The organism is Neobacillus citreus (genome assembly GCF_018343545.2).
Lineage (GTDB): Bacteria > Bacillota > Bacilli > Bacillales > Cytobacillaceae > Neobacillus > Neobacillus citreus.
In genome coordinates, this window is the sequence record NZ_JAGYPE020000011.1 from 1 (window position 1) to 11,768 (window position 11,768).

Below are 11,768 nucleotides of genomic sequence, written 5' to 3' on the forward strand. Positions count from 1 at the left end.
TCCAAATACCGAAGGACCCGTTAGATAATTCCTTTAACCCGCCTGGCTCCATAACTAAACTTAGGAAAAATAATACAATCGACCCGAAAAGCATCATGTATCCAGTCAATAAGCGGGGGTCCAATGTATCGGAAACTTTCTTTATCAGCACAAAACTATATGCCTGTGTAAGAATCGATAAAAAGATATACAGGTCCCCAAGGGAAATACTGCTTAGGGACAAACCGCCATGTCCTGCCAAAACAATAAAGGCAACCCCAGTAAAACCTAAGATGATTCCCATAACTTTTACTAACGTTACCCTGCTCTTTAAAAAAATAAATGCCAGAATGGCCGACAAGAGCGGTCCTAGCCCTAGGATAAGTCCACCGTTTGAAGCAGTGGTTTTGGCTAAACCAATCGACAAAAAGAAATGGTGACAGACCACGTTGAAAAATCCAGCCGCAGCGATATAACGGAGTTCCTTTCTAGTCGGTATTCGGACCTTCTTTAATAAGGCTAGGATAGTAAAGACAGATATTGCTGCGGTGAAAATCCGTAATGACGTTATCGTAACGATAGGAAAATGCGAGACAATCACTTTGATGCCGACAACGTTAAAACCCCATGCTGCCATCACTATAACGAGCAGCAAATACATCTGGAATTTTTGCTCTTTTGCCATATCCCCACTTCTTTCTTTTTCCGTAAAATATAATGCCAACATTATACAATAATGGCAGTCATTTTTGTTCAGCTTTTTTTCGGCTAACGAAAGATATTAACCCCTCAAATAATAAAATTGTGTTATTCTTTTGAATGGGGGTGTTTGTAATGTCAGTTAAAAAAATTACAGCTAAAGAGCTGCATAAAAGATTGCAGGCACGAGAAAATGTTATGATTTTAGATGTCCGTGCAAACGAGAAATACAACGAGTTTCACATAGAAGATACCCATGTAGAAAGCCGCAATATTCCAAAAACGGAAATATTTCAACTTGAAGAAAATAAGGACAAACAGCTTACCTTACCGAAAGACAGAGAGGTCATCGTTACCTGCACGACCGGGAATTCGGCAGCAAAGTGCGCGAATATCCTTGACCAGAAAAATTACCAGGTCACGCTATTGGAAGGCGGAGTTACAGCCTGGAAGGACTTCTTAAAGTCACTTGAAGATTAAAAAAGGGAGAGACCCTTTATGCTGCAAAAATTGAATAAAAAACTAGAGAAAATTATGCCATTTATAACCCCGGTTAGTGTTATAACCGGGGTTATCTTAAGTGCCTATATAAAGGATTTTTCCTTTTTAATCCCGTGGATTTTCGCCTTTATGACCTTTGCCGGAAGCTTAAACTCCAATTTCAAATCGTTAAAAGATGCGATGCTTCATCCGTTTCCTATTTTTATAGCGATGCTGATTCTCCATATTCTCATGCCGCTGTTTGCATGGGGAGTGGGGCATATCACCTTCCCAAATGATGCCTATACCATTACGGGTTTAATTTTAGGTATGGTCATTCCAACGGGCATTACGAGCTTTGTTTGGGTTTCTATTTATAAAGGGAATATTCCGCTTGTGTTATCTATTATTTTAATCGACACCTTGTTATCACCAATCATTGTTCCATATTCTCTCTCGGTCTTTATGGGACAAAAAATCGAAATGGATTATGTCGATATCATGAAAGGATTATTGGGAATGATCGTGATCCCATCCATTATCGGCATGCTGTTAAACCAGTGGACAAAAGGAAAAATAAATCAACAATTAGGGGTAAAGCTTGCCCCATTTTCAAAAATCAGTATGGGTGTTGTTGTGATGCTGAATGGAGCGGTTGTTGCTCCCTATCTAAGAAATATTGACCTTAAACTAATCGGCATTATGATGACAGTCTTTGTTATTGCACTGTGCGGATATTTGCTTTCTTTTTTCCTTGGGAGGCTTTTGATTGGCGACCGGGACACGGCTATCACCTTGACCTTTTCAGGGGGAATGAGAAATATTAGTGCCGGGGCTGTCATCAGCGTCACGTATTTCCCGCCGGCGGTGGCCGTTCCGGTAGTGGTAGGAATGCTTTTCCAACAAATATTAGCGTCTTTAAATGGACATTTTATCGCAAAATACTACCAAAAAGGCGCGGAAAAGCAGGATTCAGTTGCTGTCTAGAAAGAAGGAAATTTTATCATGAAGGAACAAACAATAAAGGATAGCGGATTGATTACTAGTGTCCAGGGAATTCAGTGGGCTGTTTTTATGTTAACGAACGTAATTGCAGTGCCGGTCGTTGTTGGAGCAGCCTTTCATATGGCACCGGCTGAAATCGCTGACTTTATGCAGCGCATGCTGTTTGTAACAGGAATTGCTACCTTAATTCAGATTTTTTTCGGCCATCGTCTTCCCCTTGTGGAAGGGGCAGCAGGAATGTGGTGGGCCATTTTTATTCTGCTTGGGACTATGAGTACCCCGGCCAATCAAGGAAATGTGCTTCAGCAATTAGAAATGGGGTTAATCATCGCCGGAATATTACTGGCCATTATCGGATTTTTGCCGATTATTGAAAAAATACGCCTCCTATTTACACCGATTGTAACTGGCGTTTACTTAATATTGCTGGTCAGTCAATTGAGCGGTTCGTTTTTAAAAAGCATGCTTGGCTTCACCGCGACCGGCCATTTAAACGGAAAAATTACACTTATTAGTTTCCTTGTTATTTTCATTATTTTATTCATATCTTTGAAAACCAATGGCATATTAAGGAGCTTAGGACCGCTTGTTGGAATCATTGTTGGCTGGACTATGTTCCATTTCCTCGGTTTGATTGATACAAATCAGTCCTACGAGCCCTCAAGATGGTTCAGTATTCCGAAAATGTTTGCATGGGGAACCCCGAAGTTTGATATTGGGATCATACTTACCACTCTCCTTACTTCGGTCGTCCTCATTTCCAACGTGATCTCCAGCGTTTTGGTAGTTGGACTGGCTTTAGAAAAAAGGGTGAAGCCTAATCAGTATCAAAAGGGGATTTTTGGGAATGGAGTTGGTTTAATCTTCTCCGGACTCTTTTCCGTAGTGGGCGTCATCCCGCTGGCTATTTCTGCTGGATTCATCATGACCACTGGCATTAAAAAATTGCTCCCACTTATCATTGGGGCGATATTAATCACTGTGTCAGGATTTTTTCCATATATAGGAGGATTTTTAGCAACCCTGCCCTTAGAAGTCGCTTATGCTTCCCTCTTTACCATGTTTACACAGTTGCTTGGCTTTGGTATCCGTGATTTAATGGGGCAAGAGCCGACGGGACGGAACCTGATGGTGATTGGAATTTCCTTAATGACAGGAATCGGCATCATGTTTTTACCGCCCGAAGCGTTTGAAAATATCGCTCCTTGGCTGCGGAATATTGTTTCCAACGGACTGCTCATAGGCCTTATTTTATGTTTCTTGTTAGAGCATTTGGTTTTTCAAAAAAAGATGATTCGACAGACCTCGTAATCCCTTCCTGCTTGATGGAAGGGATTTTTTATATTTGTTTTTGGAGAAAGTAATAAAGAAATTTTTATTGACATGAAACCAAATGGTTTTATATAATCAAAAATGTGAAACCGAATGGTTGTATATTCTTATTAGAAAGCAGGCGAATTGGTATGGTAAATACACTAGAAGATATCAAGAAATCGATTGTTATTGATGCACCAATTGAAAAAGTATGGGAGCACGTTTCTACGGCTGAAGCGATTGGGGAATGGTTCATGCCAAACGACTTCAAACCGGAAGTGGGTCATGAGTTTCACTTGCAATCTCCATTTGGCCCATCTCCTTGTAAAGTAACCGAATTTGATCCGCCCAATCGTCTTTCATTTAAATGGGATACAGAAGGCTGGTTTGCATCCTTTATTTTGAAAGATTTAGGTGGGAAAACGGAGTTTACGTTAATTCATGGTGGCTGGAAGCCTGCTGATGAAGTCATCGGTAAAGCCGGTCAAAAATCTGGTGTCATTCGTGAACACATGTCTGGCGGCTGGAGTGGCATTATCGAAAAGTTAAAAAGGATTGTGGAGGGCTAAGTGTCTGCAGCAGCACAAAAGCATGATGTGTTTCAGGCAATTGCTGACCCTACCAGGAGAGAAGTGCTAAAGCTTCTTTCTGAAAAAGAATTGCCGATTTCGGAAATTACATCGCATTTTTCGATAAGCCGGACGGCTATTGCCAAGCATTTGAAAATCCTTTCCGAGGCGGAATTGGTCAGCGGACGAAAGGAAGGCCGTGAAAAAATTTACCGGCTCCATCCTGAACCGCTCTCGGAGCTAAAGCAGTTCTATGACCAATTCTGGAACAATAGGCTTTCTGTGTTGAAGCATATCGTGGAAACGGGCAGGGAAAACAGCGGCCTAAAAGTGATTCAATCAGAGACAGAAAAAAAAGAACCTTAAAACAGGTTCTTTTTTTTGTACACTAACACAAGGCAAACGCTACCCTGCATCTATCGAGATATGCTGAAACTTGGAAACCTGAAACAAGCCCATATCGGTTAGCTTTAATTCAGGTATCACCGGCAGTGTTAAAAAGGAAAGAGTTAAAAATGGGTTGAACTGGCGATTTGCTCCTAACTGGTTTAGTGCACCATGGATATTGTTCAGATTGGCGTAAACCTCTTGATAGGAGCGGTCCGACATCAATCCCGCGATGGAAAGCTTTAATGCTGCAAGGACCTTGCCATCTTTTACAACTACCATTCCGCCTTGCATCTCCTTAATAGTTTTGGCGGCCATCACCATATCACGATCGTTTGTGCCGGCGATTACAAGATTATGGGAATCATGGGCGATTGTAGTCGCAATGGCACCGGATTTCAGCCCTAGACCTTTGACAATTCCCAAACCGATAAAACCACTCTGGTGATGGCGTTCAATCACGGCCAATTTTAGCTGGTCTTTATCCAAAGAGCATTGAAAGAAACCGGACTCATTTGTTTCCACCTGTTCAACGATATGACGTGTCACCAGGCTATTTGGAATGATTTCGATGATGTTTGCCTTATGGGATTGAACCGGAATTTGAAATTCATCCTCGGAAATTTCATGGAAATGAACCGTATGGGTTAAAGTGCTTGGGAGTTCCTGCTGGCTGCTTTCTGGAAAGTGTACGATGGCTCCTTTTTTGACCACAGCTGTCCCGTCCTTATAAACATCGGCAATTTTAAAACTTTCAAGATCCTCCATGATGATGAAATCGGCTTTATATCCGGGAGCGATAGCCCCTTTTTCCTCAAGTCCAAAACATTCTGCCGCGTTGATCGTTGCCATTTGAATAGCGGTTATTGGGGAGATGCCGGATGAGACCGCCAGCCTAACATTGTGATCGATGCTTCCTTCATGAAGCAGGTCGTCTAGATGTTTATCATCTGTCACGAATAAGCAGCGTCGGGCATTATGTTCATTTACGACGGGGATCAATTGACGTAAATCCTTGGCCACAGTCCCTTCACGGATCATGACATACATTCCCCGCTTGAGACGTTCCTTTGCTTCTGCAGCGTTGGTACACTCGTGATCGGTTCGGATGCCGGCAGCCATGTACACATTTATATCATTTGCGGAAAGACCTGCTGCATGGCCATCAATTTTTTTCCCAAAAGCTTTAGAAGCAGCAATCTTTGCGAGCATATCCATGTCACAGTTAACAACTGCAGGAAAATTCATTACTTCAGCCAATCCTAGAACCTTTGGCTGCTGAAAAAAAGGTTTTAAATGTTCGGCATTTAAAACAGCACCGGAATGTTCGAACTCAGTCGCAGGGACACAGGAAGGGAGCATAAAGTAAAAGTCAAACGGCAGGTTTTCGGAAGCATCAAGCATATATTGGATTCCTTCGGTACCCAGAACGTTGGCAATTTCATGTGGATCTGCGATAACAGTCGTTACACCATGCAAAAGAAGAACTTTGGCAAATTCGGAAGGTGTGACGATGGATGACTCGATATGAACATGTCCATCGATGAAGGCAGGAGTTAAATAAGCCCCATTCGCATCAATCACCTGTTTCCCCTCATATGTGCCAATGCCCGCAAAGTAACCATCTGCAATCGCAATGTCCCCTTCAATCATTTCCCCATTAAAAACATCGATAATTTTTGCGTTTTTAATAACTGTATCGGCTGGTTCTTTGCCGGATGCAACCGAGATTCTTCTTGCCAATTGTTGTCTTTCCATGCGCACCATCCCCCCTGAACTCTATATCTGACATATATTCTTTCCATACTAGTATTCTGTTAGTGTACGTAATTATTACAAGGTGGGATAAAGTCCTTCCAAAAATAAAACGGACTGCAAAATTGAATATATACGATTTAAATGCTAGGTTATAACCGCTGGCTTTTTTATGATACAATTTCCTTAAAAAAGGAGTCGGCCAACATGAATATCATTGACCTTCATTGTGATGCATTACTTAAGCTTTCGGAAGGTAAAGGTAAGCTGCTCTTTGCCAATGCCCCGGAATTAGAGACAAACAAAGCTCGCCTGCAGCAAGGCAAAATCAAGGCACAGTGCTTTGCGATCTTTATCGAACCGGATATCCCATCCGACCAAAAGTTCCAGGCAGCGCTGGAGCAAGTTGATTATTTTTATAAGGAAGTCTTAGGGGAAAATCCCGATATGGTACATATAAAGAATTGGGCTGATTTTGACCAGCTCAAAATTGGCCAGATTGGCGCGATGCTGACGCTTGAAGGTGTCGACGCAATTGGCAATGACCTTATGAAGTTGCGTACATTGTTCCGATTAGGTGTCCGTTCTGTCGGTCTTACCTGGAATAACGCCAATTTGGCGGCTGACGGTGCCGGCGAGCCGCGCGGGGCGGGGCTTACACTATTTGGTAAGGAAATCGTGCAATTAAACAATGAACATCAAGTCCTAACGGATGTATCTCATTTGTGCGAAAAAGCATTCTGGGATGTCATAGAACTTGCAGATTACCCGATTGCGAGCCACTCAAATGCCAAATCCCTTTGTAACCACCCCCGCAATTTAACTGATGAGCAAGCTGCGGCAATGTTCCAAAAGGGCGGACTGATCCATGTCGTCTATAATCCGCCATTTATTAATGAATCTGGGGATGCGCACATAAGTGACCTCATCAAGCATATTGACCATTTCTGCTCCCTTGGCGGGGTAAAACAAATTGGTCTAGGGTCGGATTTTGATGGAATCTCCCAATTTATCATTGATTTAGAGAATGCTTCCAAATCGCAAAATTTGCTCAATGAACTTTTAAAACATTACAGTGAAGAAGAGGTTAGGGGCTTTGCCTCACAAAATTTTCTTGACCACCGGCCGGGTGCAGCACGATGAAAATACGCGAAATGGGTATAACCATTGGAAAGCTTAATACTGGCGAAAAAAATTGCATAACTGACGTCCCAGGTGTAATGGTTGGGCACGTGACACTAGATTATCCTTTAAACGAAACAGGCACCGACTATGTCTGTACGGGAGTAACCGCTATTTTACCCCATAGTGGAAACATGTTTAAAGAAAAAGTGACGGCGGCAAGCTGTGTCCTGAATGGTTTTGGCAAAACAACTGGACTAGTACAAGTAAATGAATTAGGTGTTCTCGAATCGCCGATTATGTTAACAAACACCTTTGGAGTCCCGGCGGTGACTCAAGGCACGATTGAATATATGCTGGAGGAAAATCCAGAAATCGGTGATACGACTGGAACCATCAATATTGTGGTGGGGGAATGCAATGACAGCTATTTAAACTCAATTCGTAAGTTTCCGGTTAAACCAGAGCATGCCATTGAAGCGATCAATAAGGCCTCCAATCATCAAGCTGAAGAAGGGGCCGTTGGTGCCGGAAAAGGCATGGTCTGCTTTGGGTACAAGGGCGGGATAGGCTCATCATCCCGAGTGGTATCAGGCTATACAGTGGGATGCATGGTCCTCAGTAATTTTGGCAGAAAAGAAGATTTCCGCGGCTTTCAATATGAAACCAAAGGCGGACTCTCTGAAACTGCTGACGGTTCCATTATTATCGTTTTGGCGACCGATGCCCCATTGAGCGACCGGCAGCTAAAACGCGTGGCGAAGCGTTGCGGAATTGGTCTTGGGCGGACAGGTAGCCATTTCAGTCACGGAAGCGGCGATATTGTGATTGCCTTTTCAAACGCTCATAAAATTCCTCATTTTTCAGATGAGACGGCAGAAACACGGACACAGCTGCGCGAAGACCATCCCATTATGAATCAGCTATTTGCCGCAGCAGCTGAAGCAGCGGAGGAAGCGATTCTTAATTCCTTGACCCAGGCCGTTACCACACATGGACGGGAAGGCCATGTTGTCGAAGCTATTTGTTTAAGGAAAGAAGGAAATTAAATGTACCTTTCAATAAAAGAAACAGCAGAGTTTTTATCCACATCAGAAGCTGACGTTAAAAAGCTCATTCAGCAGAAAAAAATCCGCGCTCTTTTTGACGGCAGTGATTACTTAATCAACAAAGAACAATTTAACACCCATCTAAAACAAATGGAAAAATACAAACAGCTTGTAGAGGAAATCTTGAGTGAACCCATACCTGAAGACTTGGACGTAAAGGATGAAGATTAATGGCAAATATTTTTTTAAAGCGAGTATATGAGCCTTACAATGAATCGGATGGGTGCAGGGTTTTGGTGGATAGGCTTTGGCCAAGGGGGATTTCGAAGGATGCGGCAAGGCTCGATCATTGGTATAAAGAGATCGCGCCAAGCCCAGATCTTAGAAAGTGGTTTTGCCACAAACCGGAGCTGTTTGACGAGTTTCGCAGCCGTTATATTCAAGAACTCCGTACTGATGAGGAGAAGCTTCGATTAACTAGTCAAATATTTGAGATGGCAGCTTCTCAAAACGTAACGCTTTTATATGGCGCGAAGGACACGGTCTATAACCATGCGGTGGTTTTGTATGAGGAGTTAATGGAGAGAGGGGACATCGGGTGAAAAAAATATTTTTCACAGCACTGTTGTTAGTGTTAGTTCTATCCGGATGTTCTTCAAATAGTCAAGCCAATAAAACGGATAAGAAAGATGCGAAAGTGGAATTAACCATTTCCGCTGCCGCAAGTCTGCAAGATTCCTTGAATGATATTAAAGCAAGCTTTGAAAAAGCCCATCCCAATGTACAAATAAATTATAACTTTGGTGCTTCTGGAGCGCTGCAGCAGCAAATTTCCCAAGGAGCGCCTGTAGACTTGTTCTTTTCCGCTGCAGAGGATAAATTCAATTTATTGGTCCAAAAAGGCGATATTGAAAAGAAAAACAGCATTAATCTTGTGGGAAATGACCTGGTGTTAGTTGTTCCGAAGGACAATAGCAAAGGCATTAATAATTTTAAAGATGTTTCGCGCGCGGAAAACATATCGGTTGGTACCCCGGAATCGGTGCCTGCTGGAAAATATGCGCAGGAAACATTCGAAGCATTAAATATTTGGAATTCCCTTCAAGGTAAAGTGGTCTACGCAAAAGACGTCCGCCAAGTCCTTACCTATGTTGAAACCGGCAATGTGGATGCGGGAGTTGTCTATAAAACCGATGCCTTAACCTCCAAAAAGGTTAAAATAGCAGCAACGGCAGAGAACAGTACCCACACTCCCATTATCTATCCGGTAGGTGTTGTAAAAGAAACGGCACATCCAAAAGAAGCCGAGTTGTTTCTCGAATATCTTCAAAATCAAACATCGATGGACATTTTTAAAAAATACGGATTTAAAAACATACATTAAGCATGAAAAAAGCCTGGACGCGTCCAGGCTCTTTTTCATTAGATGACATATAAAAACACGCACATAAAATGGGCCAAGCTTCCAAGCATAATGAAGATATGGAAAATTTCATGGAAACCCCAATTTTTAAATTGCAAAAACTTCGGCTTTGCTCCGTAAATGACGGCGCCAACGGTATAGAAAATACCGCCAAGTACCAGCAGGAATAAGCCGTATGGATTAATGCTGCCGGAGAGCGGCGAGAAAACAAAGACTACCATCCAGCCCATCGCAATATAAAGGGCCGTTGAAATCCAGCGCGGGCAGTGAAACCAAACCATTTTAAAAACAACGCCGCAGATGGCGATTGCTGCAATAATCGAAAAGAGAACAGCACCTGTTTTTCCATTTAAGCTGATAAAACAGAATGGAGTGTACGTACCGGCAATCAGGATAAAAATCATCGAATGGTCAAGTTTTCTTAAAAAAGCAATCACTTTATCCCGCGCAATGACCATATGGTAGGTTGCCGAGGCTGAATAAAGAAGAATCATGCTAATACCAAAAATGATGACAGCGGCAATGGCAAGGGGCGAATAGGAAGTAAGTGAGGCTTTAATCACCATCGCCAACAGTCCGACAAAAGACAGAATCGCACCCGTCAAATGAGTGAGTCCGTTAATGGGCTCCCGAATATACGCATTCATTTTGTAACACTCCTATTCCATTACGTAGTTTTGATAACTACATATAATGATACAAGTATATCAGAATCTAGTCAACGTCTATGTCTTCAGGTATAATAAAAAATATTAAGAAGTGAACGGGGTTAACAGTAATGGAAAAAATCAATCAAATCATTGAAGAACTTGATTTGGAAGCGAATTTGCCGTTGGATGAGATTCCAAAGATAGATTTATATATGGATCAGGTCATCCAGCTTTTCGAAAATAAATTTGCGGAATCGAAGCGGAACGATGATGAAAAAATTCTTACGAAAACCATGATTAACAATTACGCCAAAGGAAAGCTTATTTTTCCTATTAAAAATAAAAAATACTCCAAAGAGCATCTCATCCTTATTAGTTTAATCTATCAACTGAAAGGTGCTCTATCAATTAACGATATCAAAACGACTCTTGATGGGATTAACAAAAGAATAATAAAGGAAGATATCGATTTAGATTCTTTCTATAACAGTTATCTAAATTTGACTGCCCAAAATGTCTCCGATTTCAAAGAGGAAATGACAAGAAGAGGGTTGGAGGTAAAGGAAGAAATCGCTGAAGGGCAGGAGGATAAGTCGCCCTACCTGGAACGGGTGTTGATGATTTCGTCCCTTGTCCATATGAGCAATTTATATCGAAAAGCGGCAGAGAAGCTCGTTGACGGCATCGTGATTGATAAAGAAGGAAAGCGCCAGAGATCTTAATGGTCTCTGTTTTTTTGTATACATATTTGGTGAAAATTTCTTCCGTTTCTAATTTAAAAAAAGAAAATAATTTACGCAACTTTTTGATTATGTTATATTTTGTTTGAAAGCGTTTAACACTAAGAATCCAATTTATGAAGGAGCCGAGAAAGATGATCGCCGATCACATTAGTAACTCTGAGTTATATAAAGGGATAAACGATAGAGTGAATCGTGCCATTCATTATATTCAAACACACGATTTTTCAAGTCTTCAAACAGGCATGCATGAAGTTGAAGGAGAAGAACTTTTTTTCAATTTAATAGAATATGACACGAAAGAAGCCGAAGAACGGTTCTGGGAATCCCATAAAAAATATATCGACCTTCACTATATTCTTGAGGGAAAAGAGTTTGTCGCATATGAGCTATTTGAAAGAATGTCGGTAAAACAGGACTACGATGAACAGGACGATTTTTTCCTGCTGGATGGAAAAGTACAGTCCAAAGTGAAGCTTGAAAAGGGCAATTTTATGCTCTTATATCCGAGCGATGTCCATATGACGGGCATTAAGGTGGACGAAGCGGAAAAAGTCAGAAAAGTAGTTTTTAAAATTCTTATTTAGGATGTGCGG

Annotated in this window: 15 protein-coding genes; 12 read left to right on the top strand and 3 right to left on the bottom strand. The window is 41.7% G+C overall.

Annotated elements, in window-relative coordinates; all coding sequences use genetic code 11:
• On the bottom strand, positions 1-664 hold a 664-nt coding region (locus KHB02_RS08335), incomplete at its 3' end, for a DMT family transporter (RefSeq protein ID WP_241113781.1).
• Positions 665-813: 149 nt separating this feature from the next.
• On the opposite strand from KHB02_RS08335, the gene KHB02_RS08340 reads away from it, so the two are divergent.
• The 5 genes from KHB02_RS08340 to KHB02_RS08360 all read left to right on the top strand — a co-directional run bounded on the left by KHB02_RS08340 (position 814) and on the right by KHB02_RS08360 (position 4,412).
• Positions 814-1,158 carry a rhodanese-like domain-containing protein gene (locus KHB02_RS08340; protein ID WP_213146460.1) on the top strand — a complete coding sequence of 115 codons (345 nt, stop codon included), beginning with the start codon at positions 814-816 and terminating at the stop codon, positions 1,156-1,158.
• Positions 1,159-1,176: 18 nt separating this feature from the next.
• Positions 1,177-2,145 (top strand): bile acid:sodium symporter family protein, encoded by a 969-nt coding sequence (locus KHB02_RS08345; RefSeq protein WP_213146461.1) that lies wholly within the window; start codon positions 1,177-1,179, stop codon positions 2,143-2,145.
• An 18-nt stretch (positions 2,146-2,163) separates the two neighbouring features.
• Positions 2,164-3,474, top strand: coding sequence for a purine/pyrimidine permease (locus KHB02_RS08350; protein ID WP_213146462.1), 1,311 nt, complete (start codon positions 2,164-2,166; stop codon positions 3,472-3,474).
• Between the two features lie 152 nt (positions 3,475-3,626).
• Positions 3,627-4,046, top strand: coding sequence for an SRPBCC family protein (locus tag KHB02_RS08355; RefSeq protein ID WP_277398197.1), 420 nt, complete (start codon positions 3,627-3,629; stop codon positions 4,044-4,046).
• Positions 4,047-4,412 carry an ArsR/SmtB family transcription factor gene (locus KHB02_RS08360; RefSeq protein ID WP_213146463.1) on the top strand — a complete coding sequence of 122 codons (366 nt, stop codon included), beginning with the start codon at positions 4,047-4,049 and terminating at the stop codon, positions 4,410-4,412. It abuts the gene before it with no gap.
• A 39-nt stretch (positions 4,413-4,451) separates the two neighbouring features.
• On the opposite strand, the gene ade is transcribed toward KHB02_RS08360, so the two are convergent.
• The gene (ade, locus tag KHB02_RS08365) at positions 4,452-6,197 is read right to left on the bottom strand and encodes an adenine deaminase (protein ID WP_420848076.1); all 1,746 of its coding nucleotides are present in this window, start codon (positions 6,195-6,197) and stop codon (positions 4,452-4,454) included.
• A 198-nt stretch (positions 6,198-6,395) separates the two neighbouring features.
• On the opposite strand from ade, the gene KHB02_RS08370 reads away from it, so the two are divergent.
• Genes KHB02_RS08370 through modA form a run of 5 tightly spaced genes read left to right on the top strand, consistent with a single transcriptional unit; the run spans position 6,396 to position 9,743 of the window.
• Positions 6,396-7,331: a dipeptidase gene (locus KHB02_RS08370; RefSeq protein WP_213146465.1), complete on the top strand. Its 936-nt coding sequence runs from the start codon at positions 6,396-6,398 to the stop codon at positions 7,329-7,331.
• Positions 7,328-8,359, top strand: coding sequence for a DmpA family aminopeptidase (locus KHB02_RS08375; protein ID WP_213146466.1), 1,032 nt, complete (start codon positions 7,328-7,330; stop codon positions 8,357-8,359). Before KHB02_RS08370 ends, KHB02_RS08375 begins: the two co-directional genes overlap by 4 nt.
• On the top strand, positions 8,360-8,590 hold the full coding sequence (locus KHB02_RS08380; protein ID WP_213146467.1) for an excisionase family DNA-binding protein: 231 nt from the start codon (positions 8,360-8,362) through the stop codon (positions 8,588-8,590).
• Positions 8,590-8,961 carry a DUF488 domain-containing protein gene (locus KHB02_RS08385; RefSeq protein WP_213146468.1) on the top strand — a complete coding sequence of 124 codons (372 nt, stop codon included), beginning with the start codon at positions 8,590-8,592 and terminating at the stop codon, positions 8,959-8,961. Before KHB02_RS08380 ends, KHB02_RS08385 begins: the two co-directional genes overlap by 1 nt.
• The gene (gene modA, locus KHB02_RS08390; protein ID WP_213146469.1) at positions 8,958-9,743 is read left to right on the top strand and encodes a molybdate ABC transporter substrate-binding protein; all 786 of its coding nucleotides are present in this window, start codon (positions 8,958-8,960) and stop codon (positions 9,741-9,743) included. The genes KHB02_RS08385 and modA overlap by 4 nt, the downstream gene beginning before the upstream one ends.
• Before the next feature lie 38 nt (positions 9,744-9,781).
• Here modA and trhA read toward each other — a convergent pair whose 3' ends face one another.
• On the bottom strand, positions 9,782-10,429 hold the full coding sequence (gene trhA, locus KHB02_RS08395) for a PAQR family membrane homeostasis protein TrhA (RefSeq protein WP_213146470.1): 648 nt from the start codon (positions 10,427-10,429) through the stop codon (positions 9,782-9,784).
• Between the two features lie 131 nt (positions 10,430-10,560).
• Here trhA and KHB02_RS08400 point away from each other — a divergent pair, with 131 nt between their 5' ends.
• Together KHB02_RS08400 and KHB02_RS08405 are read left to right on the top strand one after the other, a co-directional pair.
• On the top strand, positions 10,561-11,154 hold the full coding sequence (locus tag KHB02_RS08400; RefSeq protein ID WP_213146471.1) for a DUF1836 domain-containing protein: 594 nt from the start codon (positions 10,561-10,563) through the stop codon (positions 11,152-11,154).
• A gap of 152 nt (positions 11,155-11,306) precedes the next feature.
• Entirely contained in the window at positions 11,307-11,759 is a 453-nt protein-coding gene (locus KHB02_RS08405) for a NanQ anomerase/TabA/YiaL family protein (RefSeq protein WP_213146472.1), read from the top strand.
• Positions 11,760-11,768: the final 9 nt, after the last annotated feature.